This window comes from Paenibacillus sp. 01T424 (assembly GCF_056398745.1).
The window spans coordinates 63,255-87,895 of the sequence record NZ_JBFTPZ010000001.1 but is presented as its reverse complement, the minus strand read 5'-3'; the positions used below and the strand labels follow the sequence as shown (position 1 = coordinate 87,895).

Annotated in this window: 16 protein-coding genes; 15 read left to right on the top strand and 1 reads right to left on the bottom strand. The window is 46.4% G+C overall.

Translation table 11 applies throughout. From position 1 onward, the window contains the following. Nucleotides 1-63: 63 nt before the first annotated feature. From AC1DPK_RS00315 to AC1DPK_RS00255, 13 genes are all read left to right on the top strand, one after another. Nucleotides 64-1,512 (top strand): ATP-binding cassette domain-containing protein, encoded by a 1,449-nt coding sequence (locus AC1DPK_RS00315; RefSeq protein ID WP_477508893.1) that lies wholly within the window; start codon nucleotides 64-66, stop codon nucleotides 1,510-1,512. Then, the gene (locus AC1DPK_RS00310) at nucleotides 1,509-3,326 is read left to right on the top strand and encodes an ABC transporter ATP-binding protein (protein ID WP_477508892.1); all 1,818 of its coding nucleotides are present in this window, start codon (nucleotides 1,509-1,511) and stop codon (nucleotides 3,324-3,326) included. Before AC1DPK_RS00315 ends, AC1DPK_RS00310 begins: the two co-directional genes overlap by 4 nt. Before the next feature lie 29 nt (nucleotides 3,327-3,355). Beyond that, a complete protein-coding gene (locus tag AC1DPK_RS00305) occupies nucleotides 3,356-3,850 on the top strand; it encodes a GNAT family N-acetyltransferase (RefSeq protein WP_441880462.1) in 495 nt (164 codons plus the stop codon). Nucleotides 3,851-4,289: 439 nt separating this feature from the next. After that, complete coding sequence (locus tag AC1DPK_RS00300) at nucleotides 4,290-4,523, top strand: hypothetical protein (protein WP_477508891.1); 234 nt, start codon at nucleotides 4,290-4,292, stop codon at nucleotides 4,521-4,523. A 209-nt stretch (nucleotides 4,524-4,732) separates the two neighbouring features. Beyond that, the gene (locus AC1DPK_RS00295; RefSeq protein WP_477508890.1) at nucleotides 4,733-6,049 is read left to right on the top strand and encodes an ABC transporter substrate-binding protein; all 1,317 of its coding nucleotides are present in this window, start codon (nucleotides 4,733-4,735) and stop codon (nucleotides 6,047-6,049) included. Nucleotides 6,050-6,431: 382 nt separating this feature from the next. Then, the gene (locus AC1DPK_RS00290; RefSeq protein WP_477509119.1) at nucleotides 6,432-6,950 is read left to right on the top strand and encodes a MauE/DoxX family redox-associated membrane protein; all 519 of its coding nucleotides are present in this window, start codon (nucleotides 6,432-6,434) and stop codon (nucleotides 6,948-6,950) included. 16 nt (nucleotides 6,951-6,966) lie between these two features. Beyond that, nucleotides 6,967-7,563 (top strand): thioredoxin domain-containing protein, encoded by a 597-nt coding sequence (locus AC1DPK_RS00285; protein ID WP_430060237.1) that lies wholly within the window; start codon nucleotides 6,967-6,969, stop codon nucleotides 7,561-7,563. Nucleotides 7,564-7,606: 43 nt separating this feature from the next. After that, nucleotides 7,607-8,920 (top strand): ABC transporter substrate-binding protein, encoded by a 1,314-nt coding sequence (locus AC1DPK_RS00280; RefSeq protein ID WP_477508889.1) that lies wholly within the window; start codon nucleotides 7,607-7,609, stop codon nucleotides 8,918-8,920. A gap of 205 nt (nucleotides 8,921-9,125) precedes the next feature. Next, entirely contained in the window at nucleotides 9,126-10,868 is a 1,743-nt protein-coding gene (locus AC1DPK_RS00275; RefSeq protein ID WP_477508888.1) for an ABC transporter ATP-binding protein, read from the top strand. Between the two features lie 55 nt (nucleotides 10,869-10,923). Next, nucleotides 10,924-13,776, top strand: coding sequence for an ABC transporter permease (locus AC1DPK_RS00270; RefSeq protein WP_477508887.1), 2,853 nt, complete (start codon nucleotides 10,924-10,926; stop codon nucleotides 13,774-13,776). Between the two features lie 165 nt (nucleotides 13,777-13,941). After that, nucleotides 13,942-15,657, top strand: coding sequence for an extracellular solute-binding protein (locus AC1DPK_RS00265; protein WP_477508886.1), 1,716 nt, complete (start codon nucleotides 13,942-13,944; stop codon nucleotides 15,655-15,657). An 85-nt stretch (nucleotides 15,658-15,742) separates the two neighbouring features. After that, the gene (locus tag AC1DPK_RS00260) at nucleotides 15,743-17,512 is read left to right on the top strand and encodes a sensor histidine kinase (RefSeq protein ID WP_477508885.1); all 1,770 of its coding nucleotides are present in this window, start codon (nucleotides 15,743-15,745) and stop codon (nucleotides 17,510-17,512) included. Beyond that, nucleotides 17,487-19,115 carry a helix-turn-helix domain-containing protein gene (locus tag AC1DPK_RS00255; RefSeq protein WP_477508884.1) on the top strand — a complete coding sequence of 543 codons (1,629 nt, stop codon included), beginning with the start codon at nucleotides 17,487-17,489 and terminating at the stop codon, nucleotides 19,113-19,115. The genes AC1DPK_RS00260 and AC1DPK_RS00255 overlap by 26 nt, the downstream gene beginning before the upstream one ends. A 272-nt stretch (nucleotides 19,116-19,387) precedes the next feature. Here the strand turns inward: AC1DPK_RS00255 and AC1DPK_RS00250 are convergent, their stop codons facing one another. After that, complete coding sequence (locus tag AC1DPK_RS00250) at nucleotides 19,388-20,530, bottom strand: family 8 glycosyl hydrolase (protein ID WP_477508883.1); 1,143 nt, start codon at nucleotides 20,528-20,530, stop codon at nucleotides 19,388-19,390. A gap of 122 nt (nucleotides 20,531-20,652) precedes the next feature. On the opposite strand from AC1DPK_RS00250, the gene AC1DPK_RS00245 reads away from it, so the two are divergent. Both AC1DPK_RS00245 and AC1DPK_RS00240 read left to right on the top strand, forming a co-directional pair. Continuing rightward, nucleotides 20,653-22,224 carry a response regulator transcription factor gene (locus tag AC1DPK_RS00245; RefSeq protein WP_441880483.1) on the top strand — a complete coding sequence of 524 codons (1,572 nt, stop codon included), beginning with the start codon at nucleotides 20,653-20,655 and terminating at the stop codon, nucleotides 22,222-22,224. Nucleotides 22,225-22,848: 624 nt separating this feature from the next. Further along, nucleotides 22,849-24,384, top strand: a complete 1,536-nt coding sequence (locus AC1DPK_RS00240; protein WP_477509118.1) for a glycoside hydrolase family 43 protein — start codon at nucleotides 22,849-22,851, stop codon at nucleotides 24,382-24,384. The last annotated feature ends 257 nt before the right edge of the window (nucleotides 24,385-24,641 follow it).

Sequence of the window (24,641 nt, the reverse complement as noted above, 5' to 3'; positions counted from 1 at the left end):
GTTGTTTCCAATTCCACTATGTAGTAAATTTTGAATTACTAATTATTGGAGGAAGAAGCGGCCTTGGAGAAAATTAAACTTACAATTCAACATATTAAAGTGATTATTGCCAATAACTTATTTGTGTTCAGATTAGCTTGGAGTATGCATCCACAGAGAGTGCTGGCGGATTTTGCAGTTCAAGCCGGTAGAATGATTGGCAATGTGTTTTTTTCTGTATATTTCATGAAGTACCTCATTGAGTCTATTTCAATCGAAAGGGACTTTCAGCAAATTATCCATTTCATAATTATGACGTTAGTGTTGATACTTGCTTTAATTTTACTGGATAATTGGTATGAAATTCGCTTCAAACCCTTAAGTGATCTCAAGTTATATGAGAAGCTGTATCTCATTCTCTTTCGGAAGGCAGCATCCGTAGAATTGAAATGTTTTGAGGATTATGAGTTTTATAACAAGTATACAAAAGCCATTCAAGAAGCCGATCAAAGAGTCAGCGCTGTTCTTGAAAATCTCTCAAGGGTGATATTCGTATCGCTCGCAACGATTAGCATATTTGCCGTGATGTACGCCATTGACCCATGGGTGGTATGGTTTGCTTTATTGCCTATTTTCGGAAATTTTTATTTTGGAAAAAAGCTTAACCGAATTCAGTTTCAGCAAAATAATGAACGGGTACCCTACCAACGAAAAATGGATTATGTCAACCGTGTCATCTATTTATCCCACTTTGCCAAGGAAATCCGTCTGTCCCGCATATTTTCAGTTCTGAGAAACACCTATATAGAAGGGTATGACGGTGCCATTTCGGTCGTTCATAAGTATCGAGTCAAAGCAGGAGTTGTTTCCTTTTTCAAGATATTTACAACCTTTACACTAATATTCCAAGGGGTTCTGTTGTATGGAGCTTATTTGGCTATTGTCAAGCAGTCGATTTCTATCAGTTCCTTTATCGTTCTGGGAAGCGCAATGGTCGGCGGTGCGTGGTCGCTCATCCGATTGTCTGATAGTTTTGTAGAAATTAATAAAAACGGCATTTACATTGAAAATTTAAAAACCTTTTTAAGCTACGTTTCCGAAATCGAGGAGCATGCCGGTCCAGTTAAAGCAATTGCGCCGCCAATTCAGAAATTAACATTTAGGCATATTAACTTTACTTATGATGGGGCAGCTGAGGCTGCTATTCGCGATATTACGATAGAAGTTAATAAGAACGAGAAAATTGCTTTAGTCGGCCATAATGGCGCCGGCAAATCAACGCTAATCAAGCTCATGATGCGATTGTACGATCCTACTGACGGCGAAATATTATGGAATGGCCAAAATATTAAAGAGTTTGATCTCCTGTCATACCGCTCAATGTATGGAACCATATTTCAGGATTTCAAGATTTTTTCGATGACGATTGCAGAGAATGTGCTTATGCGTGATTTGGTTTCCGAAGCAGACCGCAAGCTCGTCATAGATGCACTCAAGAAAAGAAGAGTTGGCAGGGGTGGTGAATCTGCATGAAGCCCAATAAGCATAGCTTTACTAGGGTCCTTAAAAATAATTGGTTTATTATGAAATACGGGCTGCGCCATTCCCGCAACTATATCATCTTTACATGCTTGTATGCATGCTTGCAGGAAATCGAAATTTTTATTGAGCATGTCATTTTGATTAAGTTTGTATTCGACAGCGTTCAATATGGAACTTCCTTCTCTACCGTTGCTTTATATATCGGACTTACAATTTTGTTTATCGCAATTTGTTTTGTGCTGGACAGCATCTATTTTCAAAGCGTTGAACCGAAAGGAAAAGAATTGCTGTATCAAAAAATAAGGATGGATCTCTACGAAAAAGCGATTAGCACCGATTTGGCCAACTATGATGATCCTGTTTATTATAATGATTATGTGTGGAGCGCCAATGATGCCCATAATCGAATTGATGCTACGATAAACAACATTAGAAAATTGTGCCGATCCGTCACGGTTATTATAACCTCTATAAGCTTTTTCTTGTTTGTTGACAAGCTTGGTTTGCTATTTGTGCTCGCGTCCTTCATTCTAACTCTGATTGTCAGCATGATCTCCAATAAAATCAGGTACAAAATGAGAATGGAGCTTAACGAAAAGGATCGTAAACGAATCTATCTGAAACGATTGTTTTACTTGGCTGATTACGCGAAGGAATTAAGACTTTATTCCATCAAGGAGAAATTTTTTAGAGATTTCTCCGATACGCATAAAGAAATGCACGGGATTGTTAAAAAACGTTCAAAAAAGCAGTTTTGGTTAAACTTCACCTCAGAGTATTTCTTCAATGAGTTGATTTTGAGCGGCCTGTACGTGACTTATGTTGTCTTTATGACGTTAGTGAAAGGAACGTTAAGCTTTGGCAGCGCGGTTACACTGTTGAATTCATCATGGCGTCTAAAAGGCAACATGCAATATATGACGACGCTCATCAGTGAAATGCAAGAAAACAGCTTGTACATCGAGAAGTTAAGAAGTTTCCTGGAGCAAAAGAACGCTCTGAAGGAAGTTGAAGATCCACTGCCTGTGCCGGATAAGTTTACTGGATTAATGCTAAAAGAGTTATCGTTCCAATATGGTCCATCCGGGCCGCGTATTCTTCATAATGTTAATTTCAGCATTAGGCCAGGTGAGAAAATTGCAATCGTTGGTTACAATGGTGCCGGAAAAACGACATTGACGAAGCTGATCATGCGTCTATACGATCCAAGCTCGGGAGAAATTCGTTTAAATGGGATACAAATCGATCAGTTCAAGCTGGATGATTACCGTATGAAGATTAGCTCAGTGTTTCAGGATCATCAATTGTTCGCTGCTACGCTTTCCCAAAATGTCGTCATGAATCAGTTTTCATCCGGCGATTCATTTCTGGTAAGAGAAGCGCTGGAGAAAAGTGATTTTGGCAATAAGCTGCAGACCTTGCGATTGGGGACCGATACCTCCATTACCAAGGAGTTTGACGACGCCGGGATAGAGCTATCTGGTGGAGAGGCGCAGAAGGTAGCGATTGCAAGAGTGTTCGCCAAGCCGACTCTTCTCATCCTATTAGACGAGCCTTCCAGCGCCTTGGATCCAATGAGCGAATATCATTTGAATCAAGTGATGCTGGAGAAGGCAGAAGATCGACCCATCATTTTTATTTCACACCGCTTATCGACGACCAGAATGGCGGATCGCATACTCATGATGGAAAATGGTCAAATCATTGAGCAAGGCTCACACGAAGAACTTATGAGAATGGACGGGAAGTATGCTCAAATGTTTAACCTTCAGGCTTCACGTTACCGCGTGGTTGTAGGAGCTTGAAAAATAATGATYGTGGGGTGGCTTGGATAGTGGAATTTAAAGAAATAACGTGGGACAACTTTATTGAATGTATTGAGCTGAAAGTTGCAGAGGAACAGAAACGCTTTATCTCCTCTAATCAACATGCACTCGCAGAAGCATATATCGCATCAAAAGAGGGGCAGGTCATTATTACATTTGCTATTTATAAAGATGAGACTATGGTCGGCTTTATCATGATGTATTATGACGATGGAAATGGGAATTTCGAATACAGCAGCTATGGCGTTTTTAAAATCATGATTGATGGGCGATATCAAGGCAAAGGGTATGGGAAGGAAGCCATGGAAAAAGCTGTAGAATTGTCTAAGACATCTCCTCATGGTGAAGCGAGGGTCGTTGAAGTTACCTATAACCCCGAAAACATAATTGCGAAAAATTTATATGCCTCATTAGGATTTGTTGAAACAGGAAATACCCACCCTTCTGGTGAGGTATATGCTGAGTTTGTTCTACCTAAAACACCATATTTACGGAGTTTTTAAAGCAAGAATGTTATCTGAAGGAACCTGAAATAATTGAAAATACGAGGAGGAGAGTCTCATAGTTTCCATTCGAGATTGTACCGAGGCTGATCTTGATGCCGGCTTCATTGGTTGGTCCTGTAGCTGCATGGATGACCCATAAGGAGTAGGTCTTGAACAAAGTGGGTTCGCTACGTGGGACGATTAGAAAGTCATATTCGTAACCGAATAGTGGCAATGTATAGACCAAACAAGCAGTCGACCATGTCGGCTGCTTGTTTGTTTTTTAGTGCGATGAAATGAGTATCTGACCCATGCTCTTGTGTGGAAAATCCCATCATCTAACAGGTATAGAAACCATTGAACAAAAGGTTGTTTACAAAACATGTAAACGTTACACTTTTTTATGAAGAAAATATTTCGTATACATTGACGAACAAGCAAAAGGAGGATAAGCGTCATGAAATTCAAAAGGTTATTTGCAATCTTACTGCTAAAAACGGTCTTCATATCCGGCTGTACGACAATTGTAACAGAAGAGGCAGTGCCAGTTGAGATTGAGAAAAGTCAATCATTGATCATACAGCTTGTTTCCTGGGTCCCGATGGCTTCGTCAAACGAGGATAATCCGTTGAAGCAAAAAATCGACCGTTTCCGCGAAAAGTATCCGAATGTACAAATTACGATCAATTAGATGAACCCGTGAATGTTGGAGGAAAGTCGAATATTGAACAAGAAATATGGTTTAGCAGCACCAAGTCTCTTCAAGTGATCGTGAATGGACAGAATGGGAGAGAGGCGTTAGCAATATGCGAAAGAATTAGATATTGAATTTGGCTCTCGAGATTAGCATCTGGCATTACATTGTCATGTGAAGTAAAGGCGTAGAGGAGAAATATGTTCATGTCAAACATCAGAAAACTGGGGATACTGCTAATGTTCGTTATGATGTTATCGAGTTGTATGTCGTCATCGCATACACTCAAGAATAACGATACGTCTGCTCGAGTCGGGGAGAAACAGCAGCTAACAATTAAGCTGGTTGGTCGTTATAGCGGGGATTCGCTCCCTCAGAAGATCCAGCGTTTTGCCGATATGCATTCGAATGTGGAAATTAAGATCGAGTGGGTTCAGTCTTATAATAATCCGTATAGCAAATCTCCAGTTTTGTTTGCACCTTGGACTCCAATTGAGGTACCTTCTGAGCTGTATGAGGACTCTAATAACGTTCCGGATATCGTTGAACTGGTGCCCTACCAGATGCGAGAATTGTATCGGATGGGAGTTATCGAGCCGTTAAATTTGAACGAATCGGATCTAGACGATTATGCGATTGCGACTAATGACGGATATGTTCTGGGTATGAAAAGCAAGATTAACCCGATGATTCTTTACTACAATAAAGATATTTTTTCTACCTTGGGGATTGAAGTTCCTTCGGAAAAATGGGATATCGATATGTTGAACGATGCGATCGTCAAGCTGAAGGCTGCGGGAGAGACGCTCTATATTCCTCTATCGCCATTTACACTGGAGTGGGCAACGGGACTGTACGGTGGACGTGTTGTCGGAGTAGACGGCAGGTCATTCACCGGTTATATCGATAGTGATAATGCAATTAAAGCTGCCAAGTGGATTATGACTATCGGAACGAAAATGGAATATGCCTCGATGTCCTTAACTGATTTACGTCCCCCTATGCCTTACGATTTGGTCGATGGTAAAATCGCGCTAGCGATAGAATATGCGTATGGGTTTAATATATCTATGAAAAACAGCTATGAGGAGATTGCGCAAGAGAATAACCAAATCGGAGTGGCAGCGTTACCTGTAGGAACGAACGGTCATAATCCGGCTTTAATATCGGGATTATCCCTAACCTCGAAATCTGAACATAAAGAATTGGCTATGCAGTTAATTCGGTATCTATCAGAAGACCGAGATTCATTGTATACGGACATTGCTTCGCATACACTTCAGACCGCTACAAGAACCTTGAAGGAGCCAGTGGACGCTGCACGGAAATTGATAATTATAAAGGCTATGAAAAGGTCCGTTCCAGCAATACTTAATACGCATGAGGTAGCCGAAATCGGTTTTTATGACGCGATACAATTATTTTTGCCAAAACCACTGCTTGCGATCAGGGACGGGCAGTCAATTAGAGATATGCTAAAACAGTATGCGGATCAACTGGATAGCGATGCGAGAGACAAATAATGTTTTTAAGTAAAAAACCAATAATTAGACATGTATTATAAATTATTCCATAAATGCTAAAATGATTGTGAGTCCGAGAGTTTTGTTGATTCTGTAGTCTGTACTCTCCAAGGACTGGTCTTGGTAAAAAAATAGAAACGGAGGTGATTATATGTGTGGATATCAATCTGGGGGCTGTCTGGCGAGTTCCTGCGGAGGTTCTTCTAAACTGGGGGTTCAACTGGTGAATTACGTATGTGATGGTGTCATTCTATCCCAGACTTCGTCGGGTTGCTGCAACCTTTAAAATCAGTGGACTACATGCTTACAATAATGAGAAAACACGGCTTTATGCCGTGTTTTCTCATTATATTTCATGTTGGAATAGGAGGATCATAAAGTGATGGGTCCCTTTTTGCAGTTCCTGTTACTGATTACCTTTTTGTTGTCTGGATTCGGAAAACTAATCAGTTTCGCAGATTTTAAGAAGACGATTGAACAATTAGAAATCAGCCGTCGACTTGTTTTACCGAGTGCAGCTGTTGTTGTACTGCTAGAATTATCTGTTTCGATCCTTCTTATATTTTCGGGGACTCAGTATCTCGCGTATTTAATAGTCTTGTTTTTACTAGGCTGCTTTGTGTGGTCTATCTACCGGGCATATAAACGCCAGCTGAAAGTGGCCTGTAATTGCTTCGGCAATATTAATCCAGAGTCGTTCGGTTGGAATACGGTACTACGGGTTGTCCTGTTACTTGTCATTACCCTATATCTCTTATCAACCGGAACAACAACTGTATGGGCGGAGTATCCAATCGAAGATATCTATTATGCTGGAGTTGGTTCGATCGGTGTGCTTCTGGTTTACAGCTTAATGCCGTACGCGGCATTCGGTACTTTAGCAAGTGATGGTTCCAAGTAAGGGGGAGTTGGATAACATGCAATCCATTGCGAATGCTGTTCTATGGTTATTAGTCATAATGTTAGCGGTCAGTGTGCTGCGGTTGCGCAATAAGGTCTATATGCCTTTCAAGCTAAAAGAACTGTTGTACTCCGATTTCGGTGCGCCGCTAGGGGAGAAATTTCCAGTAACACACTTTCAGACGATCACTGGCGGACAAGCTGCGGTTCATAATGATTCAGGAAAAAAGAAAATTATATTGGTCACCTCTCCGACCTGCGGCACATGCACGACGTTATATCCACTGATCAATCCTTTCATGCAGAACAAAAACGATCAATACGAGTTTATCTCAATGATGTATGGTGATTTGCAAGAGGTTAAGGCAATCGGTCATAACTACAGCCTGATGGTGCCGATTGTTCAACTGGAGAACGAGGAAAGTTTGAAAGCAATTAAGACCGATCGTTTCCCATTCGGCTATTTGCTATCTCCGGATGGTAAAGTCACATCCAAAGGATTGATTACGAATGAAGAGCAATTTGACCTTCTCCTTACGTGGGCTCCGAAGCAGTCGAAGAAAAGCAGACTAGCCTTTTATCGGCAAAGATCTAATGCAGAGCAGCAAGTCTAATCGGTTATCTGACAGATTACTTTTACATCGTGGGAGCCCTGTCGTGAAATACACAATGATGATAAATGTAGCATTGCTCTTCATCACTTTATTATCCAGCTGCGTGTCGACAACAACAGCTGAAGAAGCAGCACGGAACAGTGAGGAACCCAAGTCGAAAGACACGCTGACCATCCAGCTTGTCTCCATTAACGGCTCGTTTTACGGAGTGGAGCACCATCGGCTAGCGCGGAAAATCGAACGATTTGGAGATCTCAATCCCAATACGAACATTACGATACGTTGGATAAATGATTATAATTTGACACAAGGCTCTAATTCTGTGCCGATTTGGATAAAAACTACAAAGCCAGCCGACTTGTATACAGTAACGCAGAGGGCACAGGATGTACCGGATATCTTCGAACTTGCGCCTAATCAGATGCTAGAGTTGTATCGGCGCGGCGCAATTGAACCGCTGAATATGAATGAAACAGGCGTTAGCGAATATGTGATCTCCTCCAATGACGGCTACGTGCTGGGCATTAAGAGCAAGATCAATCCAATGGTTGTCTACTATAATAAGCAAGCTTTTGAATCGCTTGGATTGGATCCGCCTTCGAATCAATGGGACTGGGAAAAGCTGAACGATACGATTGTCAAACTGAGAGCACCAGGAGAGAACGTTTATATTCCACTTAACCCGTATACGCTGGAGTGGGCGACAAGTTTGAACGGCGGGCGTATCGCAGCGGCAGATGGTGTCACATACCGTGGATTTCTCGATAGTGAAGAGGCGATCAAAGGTGCCGAGTGGCTCGTCGGCATCGGAACAAAGTATAGAGAGAAAGTTGTCAATGGCACTATTCCGCCGGCTATGCCCTTTGATTTATTAGACGGCGAGATTGCGCTTGCAGTCGAATATGCGACTGTTGGCGACCCGAATAATTACGAGGCAATATCCCAGCGCAATGATCTGATTGGCATTGCTGGGCTTCCTACGGGAGATGGGGGCATTAATCCCGCTCATGTATCGGGCCTATCTCTTGCCTCACGGTCGAAGAATAAGGAGCTGGCATTAAAGCTGCTGCGTTATTTAATGGAGGATAAAGACACCATTTATTCGGACATATCGGATTATACGCTGCAAGCGAATATGAGGCCCTTAGCAGTAACAGCCAGCGCTGAGAGGAAAACGTTAATTATACATGAAATGAAACGTTCCGTTCCGGCAGCGCTCTTCATGCATGAGGCATTTTCCATGCCATACTTTGAGCAATGGAGCAGTCCTAATCGGTTAGCTGCCATTCATAATGGCCTGCCGATTCGTGAATCCCTGCACCATTATGCTTTAGAGTTAGAGCTGGAGTTGAAATGAAATTGCATACGCGAAACAACTTTTCGAAGTGTTATGAAACTGTGAAAGATAAAAAGGAGGCGTCTCATGCTTGAACTGACTTTATGGCATCACCTTGAGCAGCCGGAATCCTATGCGTGCAATGGAGAAGATGAATATGACAAATCAAACTCAGAGACCGAACATCGGGATTCGTAGCATAATAGCCATACTGGGGCGTTCATTGATGCTCGTGTGGCGTTTATCGGCGCCACTCGTGCTGCTGCTTCTCGTTATGCGAGTTGTGAGCGCATTCATTCCGGCTATGCAGGTATTGGTCGTGAAGGAATTAACAGATGCGGTCGCCGGACTGCTCACGCGTGATGGCGAGATGTCGGAGCCCGTCAAGTGGCTGGCGGCAAGCGGCGGTCTGCTGCTGATTGGCGCGCTTTTGGATGCCGCAGCCCAATACATGACGATGCTGATGAAACAGAAGACGCAATTCAAAATGGAAACGATGCTGGCGGGGAAATCAATGAGTATTCCGCTGTCTCGATTCGAGCAGCCACAATACTATGATCAACTGCAAAGGGCTAAGATGAACGTCTCTTTTCGAGGTTTTCAACTGATCGAGCAGTTTTTTTCCATTGGCCAATCGCTGCTCACGGTCGCTTCATTCTTCGCCCTGCTGTGGCATTTCAGCTTTGTATTGTCGCTGGGAATGGTGCTTGTTGTCGTTCCGACGCTTGTTGTACATATGAGAATCGGTGAATGGAAGTATTGGCTGATGCGTGTGCAGACGCCGTTCTCGCGGCGCCTGTTCTACTTCTTCGATCTGATGACCAACCGTCAGTCCTCTAAGGAGGTCAGATTGTATCGACACGCTAATAAGCTGCTACACTATTGGGGCGGATATTTCTGGAAAAATGCTGGCGAGCAGAAGAAGGTCGAGCTTCGATCGCAAAAGATGCGAATAGGAATTGAAGGTCTGAACGGAGTGCTTGCCTTTTTATTCTCCTGTTATGCGGTCTGGGTATGTTATTCACAGCAGCTATCGCTCGGGGCTTATGTCGCAATCGCGCAAGTGCTGGCCACGACTCAAGCTTCAATGCGCATGATTGCTCAGAACTTGTCGTCCATCTACGAGGAAACGCTCGTCATGAACGAGTATTACGACTTTTTGGATTCGGAGGAGGAAGAGAACGGGCAGGGACGGCATGTGCTAAACAGCCCCATTGCGGAAGGCATTACCGTTGATCATTTGACTTTTGCCTATCCAACCAGCCTGAAGCCCGTGCTTAACGATATTTCGTTCCGAATCAAACCGAATCAGACAGTAGCGATTGTAGGGGAGAATGGCGCGGGCAAGAGCACGCTCGTTAATTGTCTGATTGGACTTTACCGTGAATATTCGGGCTCTATAAAATACGACGGCGTTGACTTGATGGAGCTGGACGTTAACACATTTCGCGACCGTACTGGAGCGGTATTCCAGGATTTTCTAAGGTACCAAGTATCCGTGAAGGAGAATATTGGGTTCGGCGATGTAGGCCGGATGGAAGACTTGGCCGCAATTGAGGCGGCTGCCGCGCGGTCCGGTGCCGCGGACGTTGTACGAGGGCTTCCGGACGGTATGGATACGTTGCTCGGCCCGATTTTTGATGGGGGGCACGAGCTGTCCGTAGGCCAGTGGCAGAAGCTTGCCCTCGCAAGGTCGTTTATGCGAGATTCTGCAATTATGGTACTTGACGAGCCTACAGCATCCATGGACCCGATGGCTGAAGCGGAGTTGTTCAAGCGATTCACGGAGCTGGCCGAAGGCCGCATTACGCTGCTCATCTCTCATCGAATCGGAAGCTGCCGAATGGCGGATCATATTCTAGTCATGAAGAATGGCACACTAGTCGAGCAAGGCTCACATGAACAATTGCTAAGCTTACAAGGGGAATATTGCCGAATGTTCGAATTGCAGTCATTGGCTTACCGATAATCTAGGTTTCAAACCAACCTGCTATGAACTTCATATCAAGGACGGGGGTGTATATATGGCATTATGGACGATGATTCTCCGCAAGATGGTGAATAATAAGTGGCTGCAGCTGAACTTGTGGTTCGGTCTGACTGTATGTGTGGCTCTATTCTGCTCGATGCCCCTTTATTCTGATGCCATCCTGCAGCGGACGTTGCTGAGGGAGCTCCAGCAGCTTCAAGAGAGGGAAGCTGTATTTCCTGGATATGTAGGAATTAGTACGACCGTCTCCTCCAAGACGACGGACGAGAAGACGAGAAGCCAGATCGCCGAGGCCGATCAATTCGTACAATCGATACCCGAGCGGTTGGGAATGGAAGCAAGAGCGTTCTACCAACAAAGATTTACATCAAAAATGAAAATATACGGGGCGGACGCGTCGGAGCAAGAGAAGAAAGTGCTGAATGCGACAGGCGGCTTTAGGACGCTGACGGACATGGAACATCGGGTTCTTCTTATTGAGGGACGGATGCCCGTCGATCGAACGGACGGCGTCTACGAGGCGCTCGTTACAGAACCCTTCTTGCTGTCGACGAAGAGGGAGCTCGGAGAAGAACTGATCGCCGAAGTAATGACAGGGGATCGTGCACGCTTCCGTGTAATCCCTGTTGGACTTATTGTAACCGATCCGAATGCGGAGCCATATTTGCCTTTTGTTGCAGAAGAGGTCGTTGACGGATTCATGATTCCATTCGAGACGTTCGAGCGCGAGTTTGTACAAGGAGGTAAAGCGGCAATCGCTTTCCTAGAATGGCGTTATGCTATGGAATATGAGCAGTTGAACGTTGAGTTTATCGATCAGCTCGTTAAGGCGGATACCGAGATTCGACGTTTTTTCCAAGGTTATATCGGCATTGCCGAGGTCGAAATTCCGGCAACGCCGACAGCGGCATCATATCATGCGACGGAGAGTCAACTGACCGTTATGATGTTGGCGTTGTATACGCCCGTCATGCTAATGCTCTCCTTCTATTTATATATGGTTGCAAACCTGATTATTAATCAGCAGAAGACGGAGATATCCGTGCTGCGCAGCCGAGGAGCAAGCCGTACGCAGCTGATGACGGCTTATACCGTAGAAGGCTTGCTTCTTGGCCTCAGTGCACTTGCGATCGGACCGTTTCTTGGCGTGAAATTTACACAATTGCTGGGCGCTTCCAGCGGCTTTCTGGAGTTCGTCCAGCGTTCGGCGCTTGAGGTCAGCTTGAGCAGCAATTCTTACAAGATTGGAGCGGTTGCCGTTGGTGCGGCGCTTCTGCTGATCCTGATTCCGGCATTTATGGCTACTCGCGTCAGCATCGTTAGCCACAAGCAGGAGATGGCTCGAGGAGCTAAGCTCTCGTTCTGGTACAAGAGCGGAATTGATATTATTTTGGTCGGATTGGCCATCTATTTACTGATTAACTTTAATAAACGAATGGACGATTTGCAGCGGCTTGCGCTCGATGCCAATGCCTTGCAGGTTGATCCTCTGTTGTTCTTCATGCCCGCAATGTTCGCGCTTGGCGGGGGGCTATTGGCGCTTCGCGTCTATCCATGGTTCATTCGGTTCTTATATTGGGCTGGTCGCAGATGGTGGCCGCCGTCACTTTACCATTCGCTTGTGCAGATCAGTCGCTCATCCGACCAATATTTGACGATCAAGGTGTTTCTAATTATGACTGTAGCGACAGGGTTGTTCAGTGCCAATGCAGCGCGGACAATTAACGATAATATGGAAAGTAAAATCCAATATGCTATCGGCGCGGATATCACGGTGAAGGCCAAGTGGGAAACCTACGAGTCCGATTCCGGAGGTCAAGCAAGTCTGGCACCGAATTCGAAGCAAATCCAATATATTGAGCCGCCCATCCAGCCGATGAGAGAGCTGGATGGCGTGGAATCGGCAGCCAAAGTGTTCAGGAAGGAAGACGCGTTTTTCGTAGAAACGAAAAACAAGAGCTCAGGCGTTATGACGATAATCGGCATCGACACGTTGGATTACGGCAAGACGGTCTGGATGAAAGACGGATTGCTTGATTCTCACATTAACTACTATCTTAATCTTATTGCGCCAGACCCGAAGGCGGTGCTCGTCTCTCGTTCCATTGCCGAGGAGCACGGCGTAAAGCCGGGCGATAGTATTCGGGTTTATTGGCAGGGACAAACCCAAGCCCTGTTTACTGTATATGGCATTATCGACTATTGGCCGACATGGAATCCTCTACCTTCCGAAAGATCGTTCGGAGACATGAAGACGGAGAAACCTCATCTGATCGTTGGACATCTGGGTACAATTCAGAATCGGATTGGATTCGAGCCATACGAGGTATGGTATAAGCTGAAGGCCGGCATTTCCAGCTCGCATATCTACGATCAGCTTGCGGAGAAAGGAATTCCGCTTGTGAGTGTCCGTGACGCAAAGCAGGAATTGATACAGTCCGCGAACGCTCCGCTGCGGATGGCAATGAACGGCGTTATGACGCTTGGTTTTGCCGTTGCGATGCTCATCTGCTTCTTCGGCTTCTTGATCTTCTGGGTACTGACCTTATCCGGACGCACGCTTCAATACGGAGTGCTGCAGGCAATGGGCATTCCGTTCCACCAGGTATTCAGCATGCTTGTCAGCGAGCAGGCGCTCACCTCGGGAGCCGCAATCATTATAGGCGTCTATATCGGCAACTTGACGAGCGATCTATACGTTCCGCTGTTCGAAATGTCTTTCGCAACAACGGAGCAAGTGCCGCCGTTCCAAATCGTGCGCAAGCTTGGAGATTATGTGCAGCTCTATGGCATCGTTGGGCTCACGATTGGCATCGGCTTGTCGATTCTCGTCTACCGGTTGTCGCGTACGCGAATTAGCCAAGCGCTTAAGCTGGGAGAGGAATAATAGGCCTACATGAAAACACGCCAGAACCGGCGTGTTTTTTGCATGCTATCGGCAATCGGGTTCCGACTTGTGCCTCGTTTTTTTCATCAAGTAAAGATTGGGTAACATTATAAAGGATTGGCTCTTGATTTTTTGGTGATCAATCATGGAGAATAATAAACATGCATGATTAATTCGTTGTCGAGAAATGGGGTTGTCATCTTGCGGAAGCGAATATGGAATAAGGCTGCGCTTATGCTCGCCGTATTCATGTTTATGCAGACGCTTACGGCGTGCGAAGAAAATAAGGAAGCAGCAGAGAAGCCTGATACCGAAGTTACGGAACAATCGATGTATTCGGATTTAGGCTTAACCAAATATAATCCTCCGATCGAAATTTCGCTCGTACGGGAAATAGACGAAGATTTTACGGATTTGATAGCCAATTTTCCGGGGGAGACACTCGATAACAATCGGTGGAGCCAGCTCTACGAGGATGTGCTTGGCATTCGTGTTAAGTACGAATGGACTGCCAAAAGGGATCTCTATCAACAAAAATTAGGATCTGCGTTAGCATCGGGCAACATACCCGATATCGTCAGAGTGAATGCGCAGCAGTTGCGGCAATTGGCAAACGAAGGACTCATGCAGGATTTAACCAGCGTGTACGAGCAGTATGCAGCGCCGTTCACCAAGGATGTGCTGAACCAGGAAGGGACGGGGCCGTTTGAGGCGGCAACGATTGACGGGAAGCTGATGGCGATACCAGAAACGTCGGCATCGATCGAAGGAGCCCAATACTTATGGATACGGACCGATTGGCTGAAGCGGCTCGATTTAAAGCCGCCAGAGACGTTGAATGATTTGCTCGCAATTTCGAAAGCGTTTACAGAAAACGATCCCGACGGAAACGGCAAAAACGACACGTACGGGCTGGCGCTCACGCAATATTTGTGGGATCCCGTTATGGGGGCTTTGGATTTTATGGCCGGTTACGGCGCTTACCCAAACATTTGGCTGGAGGATGATACGGGCAAGCTTATGAATGGAGCCGTTCAGCCGGAAGTGAAAAAGGCGCTAGCCGTTCTTCAGCAGATGTACCGCGATGGACAAATTGATCCGGAATTTGCGTTAAAGGACGGCCGTAAAGAGAAGGCGATGATCTCGGAAGGGAAAATCGGCATGATGTTCGGAGAGCAATGGGGTTCATTCTTGGTTCAAGCAAGCTACGAGAAGGATGCCGATGCGGACTGGCAGCCATTCCCTATTGTGTCGGATAGCGGCCAGAAGCCCAAAGTACCGCTTCGCTTTGCGACTACGCAGTTTCTAGCCGTCAAAAAAGGGGTAGAGCACCCCGAAGCGATCGTGAAAATGATCAATTTGCATCTAGAGAAAAATTGGGGCGTTACAGCGGAATACGAAACCTACTACAGCACTCCGTATCCAGCATGGCAGCTCTCGCCCTTTACTCCCGCCCCATTGCTCAAAAATTACGAGGCTTTTCTGCAGCTGGATGAATTCCGGACCACGGGAGACGAAGCGGTGCTGCATGATGAGGCTAAAGCGATCAAAAAAAATATCGATGCGTATTTGACTAAAAACAACGTAACCGGCTGGGGGTGGGAACGTACTTACGGGCCCAAGGGGGCGTTCTCCATCTTCAGGGATTATGAAAAAAACAATCAGCTGCTCTACGAGAAGTTCGTCGGCGTTCCGACGCAAGCGATTATCGAGAAGCAATCCATATTGGACGATTTGAAGCATAAAACATATATGAACATTATTCTCGGACGGCCTATCGAGGAATTTGACCGCTTCGTCGAAGAATGGCATCGATTAGGCGGATCGCAGATGACGGCTGAGGTAAACGAGTGGTATACCAAGAAAGACGGTACATCCTAGATAAGAAGTAGGTTCTCTCATGGCGTTCCTTTAGTATTACTTGTTCCCTCCATAGATAAAGCTGCTTGCGAGGAGTTGTGTAAGATTGCTTAAGATACCCGTCAATTCCATGCGCCATGCTTTGTTTTTAAGGCTTGTTATCATGCATCTCGTCGTTATTTTGCCTATTATCTTACTTGGCGTTTATTTATATAACTGGAGCTACACCAACGCGAGCCAGGACATTTCCAGAAACACCTTGGCGCAGCTGTCATCGTATCTTGAGGACATGAACCGCGAGGTGGAATGGCTGGAGGTTCAGCAATTCGATATGCTGCAGGAAGGAGAGCTTACGAAAGTCGCGGTAACGTGGGATATGATGGACAGCGTCGAGAAGAAGGAGAGCATGGACTACTTGGTTCATCGGCTGACCTCCATTAAGAACAGCAGCGCTTATATGAAGGATATATATGTTCATATCCCCTCCATCGGCAAAACGCTCTCATTCGGCAATGCCGTTCACGATCTCGAGCAAGGAAGGTATGATCAAATCCGTGCCGTGTCGGAACGAAACGGGGCGAAGCGTCTCATCAGGCAGGGAGATTCACTTCACCTAAGCGCCTCCAAGTTCGGGGGAAGGAAGGGGGAAGAGCCGCTTTATATCGTGCAGATCGAGCTCGATACGGCGAAGCTGAAGGAATCGTTAAATCAACTGAGCGTTTATGCTGAGAGCGGTTCTTTCTTGATCGCCGATCAGGTGGATTTTACGCTGCTTGGCAACGACAATTCTAGCGTTATTTTGGACAAATATTTGCAAACAACTCGTCTTTCGAAAGAAAGTTCCCTGCTATTGAAAGTCAATGGACAATCGTATCATGTCGACAAAGCCAATTCACCGGAATTAGGGCTTTCGGTCGTCACGTATTTGCCGGAGGAGACGGTCAAAAGGCCGCTTAATAAGTTTAATCTATGGGCTTGGCTGTTCACGGGCACGTCGATTCTCGCTATAGTTGTTTATTCCCTCTCGACGTATAGGCTCGTTCATCGGCCGCTGCTGCTGCTTGTTCAGAGCTTCCGCAGAATGGAAGGCGGCACGCTGGATATTCAGATCGATCACGAGAAGAAGGACGAGTTCGGTTATTTATATGATCGTTTTAATCACATGCTGAACAAATTGCAGACGCTGATCGATCAGGATTTTAAGCAGAAGCTGATGATGCAGAAGGCTGAGCTGAAGCAGCTGCAGTCACAGATTAACCCGCATTTCCTGTACAATAGCTTCTTTATCCTTAATTCGCTTGCCAAAACGGGCGATACGGATCGTATCGAGCTTTTTACAAATATGCTGGGCGAATATTTCAGATTTATTACGCGCAACGGGGAGGATAATGTTTACCTTTCGGAGGAAATCAAGCATGCAAGGATGTATACCGAGATCCAGAAGCTTAGGTTTTCTAGACGCATAAGCGTACAGTTCGACGAGCTGCCGAAGGAAATGGAGCGCATACGTGTACCAAGGCTTATCGTTCAGCCGATTATCGAGAACGCGTATGAACATAGTCTTGAGAAAATGTCGGAGGAGGGCTTTCTGCGCATCTTCTTTGTACGGAATGAGCAGGAGTCCATGATTGTCGTCGAAGACAACGGAAGCCGGATCGATGACGCTCTAGTCGACGCTTTGAACGGTCAAATGGCAAATAACGGGGAAGCGCATGAAATGACAGGGATCATTAATATCCACCGTCGGATTATACTGACCTATGGCGAAGGTAGCGGCTTGTTTCTATCAAGAAGTGAGTTAGGTGGCTTGCGAGTCGAAATACGCATAAATTCAAAGGAGGCGGATGGGGATGCACCGGCTGCTAATCGTCGATGACGAGGAAATTATAACCGACGGACTTTATGAGGTGTTGAGCAAGCTCATTCCGGATCAATTGGACGTTTGCAAGGCGTATTCGGCTAAGGAAGCTTTGGAATGGATGTCGCGAACGCGCATCGATATTGTAATGACTGATATCGCCATGCCGGGCAAGAACGGACTGGAGTTGTCGGAAGAAATATTGACGTATTGGCCGAGATGCAAGGTCATTTTTCTTACGGGACATAGCGAATTCGATTTTGCTTACCGGGCATTTCAAATGCCGGATGTCCGTTATTTGCTGAAGACAGAAGGGTATGCGAAAGTGACGGAAGCCGTCCGGGGCGCCTTGCTCGATATTCAGCGAAGCACGGTCGAGAACATGTTGCTTGAGCAATCACGTGAGCAGAAGTATGCATACGAGTTCATGGCGCAAGGCGATTATATGAGGCAACTGCTGCATGAGAGCGATTCGCTCTGTTCGGAGCAGAAGGAGCTCATGGAGGAATTCGGCCATTTGAATATCGGACTGGACCCAACGAAAACTGTCATGCTCGTGCTTGCTAGGTTGTCGTACCCGTCCGGCATGACGTATACGGAGAGGAGCAAGCTGCTTGCTTCGGCCAGGACGATATGGGATTCCTTGCTGAAGGACCATGTGAAGAGCATCGGAATTGTCGATCGGCATGGTGACCTTATGTGGTTCATACAGTCTGGAAGTGAAAGCGGTGGGAAACCAGCCGTCGACTTCGCATGTTATATCGAGGGGGTACTCGAGCTTATCCAAGAAGCCTGCCTCTCCTCTCTTAAACTGGAAATCACGTTGACAATAAGCGGAACAAGCTGCGATTGGACGGCCGTCACCCAGCAATATGAGAGACTGCGCCGACTGCAGCAGCTTAGGATCGGAACTGGCATTTGCATGATTCTAAGGGATCATGACGAGAATATGGACGGATTTTCGGGGAAAGAAGCATTCGTACCGAGCCGTAAAGTAGAGATTATGGCTGCACATTTGGAGGCTGGCCGCGCGGAAGAGTTTTATTCTGATTGGGAGCAATTGTCGAGAGTGGCGCTGCTTCACAACGAGCAAGCACAGCGATCCATCGAAGCTTATTATTCGGTTGCTCTGATACTCTACTCGTGCTTGAACAAGCTGGGGCTGCAAAGCCGCCTTGATGATCACGGGAAGCTGATGCGACTGGACTGCCATGCCTCGATGAAGGAGGGGTTCGAGTATTTGAAGCAAACCGCGGAAGCGATTTTCCGATATAAGCAGAGCGATGAGCGGGACAGAACCTCGCAAGTTATTGACCGAATCTGCCAGTACATCGACGACCATCTGAGGGAGGACCTTTCTTTGGTAAGGCTTGCGGAAATCCACTACTTCAATCCATCCTATCTGTCGCGTTTCTTCAAGCAGGAACGAGGCATTAATCTATCTGAATATATCGATACCTGCAGAGCAAGAAAAGCGAAGGAACTGCTGCATGACAACGATTTGAAGGTAAGAGAGGTTGCCGTATCAGTCGGGTATGAAGCCGCTCATTCGTTCACGCGTTTCTTCAAGAAGGTGACGGGTATGACGCCCCAAGAGTATCGCGATTCACTCAACGTATAGATGAATTCCAATGAACAAGGCGAAAGGATAAGGTTTCTCTTATCCTTTCGCCTTGTTCATTGTTTCTGCGCGTAGCCCGTTGTTGCAGTACTACAATTTGAAGGGTAAAAACATATGATTCGTCAGGTTGTGGATGTATCTTGAAGACGATAAATTGATGTAACGAGAGGCCGAGCGATGCCGCGGATCGCAATCGAAGTCTTATATGACTCGGAATAAATCGAGCCACGCCGCCAAATGACGGCGACAGCCGTTTCACCTTGTGAAATTGTTTAATAAATACGGTAGTTGCCGCTTAATGCCAGCAGACTGAAGAAATACAGGCAATTATCGTAATAGCGTCGATCGCCGGTACGGAGGGGCGTGTCCCAGAACAAGCGGACAAAATAGGCGGCATCGGGTCCGTCCGCAGCGAGAGAAGCCATTGCATTCGTGGCGAGAAGGCCGATCGGATGCAGCGCCGGTTCATCAAATGGTTTGCCTTCGATTGTATAGCGACGATAGTCGGAAACATCGATGTTGCGGAAGAACGCCTGGATGCGATTACTCTGATCGATTTGCCATGGGTCCTTGCGGAACCATTCATAGTCAAGTCCGATATTCGCCGCTACGCGGTAAGCGTCACTGAAGAAATGCCGAAAGTCGCCGTGCCGCTGAGGTACCGCAGGCGTTCCGTCATAGTTCGCGTATTCGGGGGAGAGTCCCGTTTCCGGATGGCAGGCAGCATGCAGGTAAGCGCGACTCGCTTCTGCGGCATCTCTCCAGAACGGCCTGTCCTGTTCATCGGCATGAATCGCGAACAATTCATAGAAGTGCGGGAGATGATAGGAGGGATCGCTAAACGGCGATTCAGGAATGAATTTAATCAGCTTAGTTGCTGGATCCCACATCGGGTCGCCTTCGCCGTTCTCTCCCTGATGGATGCATGCGCGCAGAATTGTTTTGGCTTGCTCGGAATAATCAAACGGCACTGGCCCGTTACCCCAGCGGTTGGAGGCGAAAATTAAGGCCATGGCGAAAAACTCTTCCCCGTCGGGTGCTGGACCTTGCGAAATACGAGAGCCGTCCGGCTTGCAATGCCACGCGAAGTAATGCTTGTAACGCCCGTCCTTATGCTGCATGAACGTCTTCGCATAGTTCCATAGTCTGTCGAATTCATCTTTTTTGTTCATTTGCACCGCCATCATCATGCCGTAAGACATGCCTTCTGAGCGTACATCCAGATTGCCAGTATCTAGAAGATACCCTTTGTCGTCGCCCAAAGGGTAATAGATGCGCATTTCAGGGTTGCCATAGAACAGCTCGTTCCAAGCCTGCTCGAGCTTGCTTTCGATTTCCTGAAAGGAATACCCAAGTTCCTTGAATAGATTTCTGTAGCTGCCTGTATGGAAAGCACCTTGGTTTGAGTCTGACATTGTCGCAACCTCCACAGTACATTTTTTTGAACCTATCATAACATGGTCGATGCTTAAGGAATTATAGCGTTTACTTTAAAAAATATAGCACTTTTCAATTTTCGAAGAGAGAGGGCTGCCTCATGCATAGCGTTATTATTGTCGACGACGAACTATTTTTCCGCAAAGACTTTATAGGAATGATAGATTGGGAGGGCAACGGTTATCAAGTGATCGGTGAAGCGGCTGATGGCAAGGACGCGCTTGCCATGATTAGAGACAAAAAACCCGATCTTGTCATCACTGATATCCGAATGCCCGTACTCGACGGTCTTGCCTTAATCCAAGCTGCGGAGGAGGAGAAGCTCGATACCGAGTTCGTTATTATAAGCAGGCATACCGATTTCTGTTATGCGCAGCAGGCCGTTCGTTTGGGCGTATTGGATTATGTGCTTAAGCCTATCGACGAAGATGACTTTGTTTATGCACTTGTGAAGCTGCACGACAAGCTGGAGAGGAAAAAACAGCTTCAAGTGCGTAAACGCATGCTGAAGAACCAGAAGCAGATCGAAACTTTGATCAGGGGAGAATCGACGGGGAAGGCGAAAGAGGAAAGCATAGTGCTGGAAATGGCGATCGGATCAGAGGCGTTTACATACACGCTAATTGAGCTGAATAACGTTCATCCTTGGAGCGGAAGGAAGTTTCCGTTAAAGGAGAAAATTCGGGCAGACATTCGGGATGCGATACAGCAAATCGTCCCAAGAGCGTCAGAGCCGTTTATATCCGAGCACGGAAGAACCTATGGGTTGATCGTTCCCTCAATGTATCTTGCTGGCGTTGGAGGAAGCATAAAGACGTTTATGGAGCTTTTATTAATGCGGCTCGAAGATCGCTGTGGGCTTCCGTATCGCGCCTACGCGGGAACAACGGTCAAGCAATTGGATAAGATCAAGGAATCGTATGCAAGCGCCAAGAAAGCAGTAACTAGCAAGTATTACAGAAGCGCCGATTGTTTCATTGCATATAGCGAAGTGAAAGAAACAACATTAGTTTACGGACAATTAGACGGCGACCTATGTCGGAAGTTGGTAGAGGCAGTCGAGGAGAATGATTCATATGAAATCAGACTGGTCGTTAATCGGATATTTTCTGAATTTCGCGAGAAACGTTTCTCGCCCGAGGCGATTCAAACAAGCATCGTACACTGCGTGTTATTGATTTGTATATCGATTAGAAGCATGGAAGGTGATGAAACCGAGCTGACGTCCTTTGAAGCAATTATTAATTGGTATGATTACAATGTCACGTTAGACGAGATCAAACGGCTGCTTAACGCTTTCGTTTTCGAAGCAAGCGATTTGATCAACATGCTATACAGAACCTACGGGAAGGGGAGAATTCACAAAATCAAAACGTACATCGACCAAAATTACAGTAAAAATATTAGTTTGAAAATCATTGCTGGTCAATTTTATTTGAATCCGGCTTATTTAGGACAGCTTTTCAAAAAAAAATACGGTGTGTACTTTAATGAATACCTGCAGCAGCTTAGAATCACAGAGGCGAAAAAATTGTTGAGGATTAAGGACTTTCGCATATACGAGGTGGCAGAGCGTGTCGGATTTAACAATTCCGATTATTTCATCACTCAATTCGAGAAGCTGGAGCAAATGTCACCTTCCGAATATCGAAATAAATGGAACCTGCAATAAGACCGAAGGCTGTTAGTTGGCGGTGCTGCTCGAATTGCTATTTCGCTTCGTGATCGGATTCATCTGCATAACAACTAGAAATAGACGGGTAATGACTGAGAATTTGGCGGGTTGTTCCTTGCCGAGGTTAACCTTACTATGTTCAATAATAGGGAAAGAGGTGAAAGCTTTTTGACAAGCAAGAAGCGCTTTGGAATCATTGCCGCCCTTGCAGTGACCGCCACAGCGATATTCCTTCTCAGCCAATTGCAGGCTAACCGGAATGAATCGGAGCAGATGCCTGATGTGAAGCTGTCGGCTTATCTGAAGGAAGAGACGGTAGAGCTTAGCAAGAAGAGGGATAGCACATATGAAGTGGATTTACTCATGGATGATTTCCCGATCGGGGCTGAGGTTGTACAAATTCGCGCCTTGCTTCACATTCCGGTTGCATTCGAAGTCGGTTCGATCGTTCTGAACCTCAATAATGTTTTGGCGGCAAATGTCGCCTTAAAGCCTTCCGATGAAGGGCTGGAGCTTTGGATCAGCAATGACGACGGTTCCAAGGTTTCATTCACGAATCTTGACGGCAGCAAAGCGCTGGCTACGATTACATTAAAACAAAAGCGGGAGTTGATTGTGAAAATGAAAGATGAATTGAAGGTAAGCAGTCTGGAAATCTTGGAGTCCAATCATAATAACACGGCATATGACGTTAACCAGGCAACCTCGAAGCTGAGCTATGAGCCGCCTGCCAGCGCGGTTGGGAAGCTTCCGCAGAACGGCAATCCGATCGTATCCCATAAATTCGGCGCAGATCCTTATGCTCTCGTATATAATGGCCGTGTTTATATTTACAATACCTACGACGTACTAGAATACGACTCCGCTGGAGAGGTGAAGGATAACTCTTACGGATCAATCAAGCGGCTGTCGATCGTTTCCTCCTCGGACTTAATGAACTGGACGGATCATGGTTTCGTAGTTGCCGCTGGTCCCGAAGGGGAGGCGAAGTGGGCGACGCAATCCTGGGCGCCGGCAGCGGCGCATAAGGTGATTGACGGCAAGGATAAGTTCTTCCTTTACTTTGCGAATAACGCCAGTGGCATTGGCGTGCTCACGAGCGACAGCCCGACGGGACCTTGGATCGATCCGATCGGCAAGCCGTTAATTGCGAGATCGGCGCCGGCCGCAGAAGGCGTGACATGGCTGTTCGATCCGGCGGTGCTGGTCGATGATGACGGCAAGGCGTACATCTACTTTGGCGGGGGTATCCCAGAGGGCAAAGAGGAGAAGCCGGATACGGCTCGCGTTATGCAGCTAGGGGACGACATGATCAGCGTCGTCGGCGAAGCCGCTGTCATTCCTGCGCCATTCATGTTCGAGGATGCCGGCATCAATAAAGCAGGCGGTACTTATTATTACACATACTGCTCGAATTTTTACGGCGGCACTCGTCCAGAAGGAAGCCCGCCTGCAGGGGAAATCGCTTATATGACAAGCGATCATCCCATGGGGCCGTGGACATACCAAGGCACCATTCTGAAAAATCCCGGCCACTTCTTCGGCGTGGGCGGCAATAATCACCATGCGATGTTCCAATTCCAGGACGAATGGTACATTGCGTATCACGCGCAGACATTATCAAAGGCGATGGGTGTACCGAAAGGCTATCGATCGACGCATTTGAACAAAGTGAGCTTCGGCGCGGACGGCTCGATTCTAGAAATTGAAGCGGATTTGAAAGGCGTACCGCAGATCGATAAGCTTAACCCGTTCGTGCGAGTGGAGGCGGGAACGCTTGCTTGGAGCGCAGGCATTGATGCGTTGCCGCATAAGATGGACGATAACGGAACGACGGTAGGAGAGGTTGCAATCGGAGCTATTCACAACGGCGATTGGACAGCTGTGTCAGGCGTGGACTTCGGCGCCGGCGCCTCTACGTTCTCGGCGTTCATAGCAGGCGGAAGCGAGGCTGCCGTCATAGAGCTTCGTTTGGACAGTCCGGATGGCGATTTGATAGGTACGCTTGCTGTTCCACAGGCAGACGGATCGACAGGCTGGACAGAAATAAATACGGTGGTTGAAGGCGCCGTAGGCATTCACGATCTGTATTTTGTGTTCAAAGGCAAGGCCGATACGGATTTGTTCACCTTTCGTGCATGGCAGTTTTCTAAATAATTGAAAAGGTTACCCTTAATGAAATCGATTCATCTTCCTTGAACAGAAAAAGACTTGCAGCCTCTTCGCTGCGAGTCTTTTCTTTGATGTAAAGCAGAGGTTTTGTTGTTAGTGGAGTTCCTATATTGGTTGAACTAAAGAAATACAGTTTAAGCGAAGCGAGAAGATCGTTCTGGAGAAACGCAGTGTTCGCCTTTGTAGCCGGATTTTTACCTTTAAATGTCTTAGTCAATCAAAAAATCTGGTTACAACCTCGA

Excerpts from the sequence above, each read along its gene's own strand:
- AC1DPK_RS00250 (WP_477508883.1), bottom strand. The coding sequence starts at position 20,530 with ATGTCAGACTCAAACCAAGGTGCTTTCCATACAGGCAGCTACAGAAAT.
- AC1DPK_RS00270 (WP_477508887.1), top strand. The coding sequence starts at position 10,924 with ATGGCATTATGGACGATGATTCTCCGCAAGATGGTGAATAATAAGTGG.
- AC1DPK_RS00295 (WP_477508890.1), top strand. The coding sequence starts at position 4,733 with ATGTCAAACATCAGAAAACTGGGGATACTGCTAATGTTCGTTATGATG.
- AC1DPK_RS00240 (WP_477509118.1), top strand. The coding sequence starts at position 22,849 with ATGAAAGATGAATTGAAGGTAAGCAGTCTGGAAATCTTGGAGTCCAAT.
- AC1DPK_RS00290 (WP_477509119.1), top strand. The coding sequence starts at position 6,432 with ATGGGTCCCTTTTTGCAGTTCCTGTTACTGATTACCTTTTTGTTGTCT.
- AC1DPK_RS00245 (WP_441880483.1), top strand. The coding sequence starts at position 20,653 with ATGCATAGCGTTATTATTGTCGACGACGAACTATTTTTCCGCAAAGAC.
- AC1DPK_RS00275 (WP_477508888.1), top strand. The coding sequence starts at position 9,126 with ATGCTCGTGTGGCGTTTATCGGCGCCACTCGTGCTGCTGCTTCTCGTT.
- AC1DPK_RS00300 (WP_477508891.1), top strand. The coding sequence starts at position 4,290 with ATGAAATTCAAAAGGTTATTTGCAATCTTACTGCTAAAAACGGTCTTC.
- AC1DPK_RS00265 (WP_477508886.1), top strand. The coding sequence starts at position 13,942 with ATGATTAATTCGTTGTCGAGAAATGGGGTTGTCATCTTGCGGAAGCGA.
- AC1DPK_RS00310 (WP_477508892.1), top strand. The coding sequence starts at position 1,509 with ATGAAGCCCAATAAGCATAGCTTTACTAGGGTCCTTAAAAATAATTGG.
- AC1DPK_RS00255 (WP_477508884.1), top strand. The coding sequence starts at position 17,487 with ATGCACCGGCTGCTAATCGTCGATGACGAGGAAATTATAACCGACGGA.
- AC1DPK_RS00285 (WP_430060237.1), top strand. The coding sequence starts at position 6,967 with ATGCAATCCATTGCGAATGCTGTTCTATGGTTATTAGTCATAATGTTA.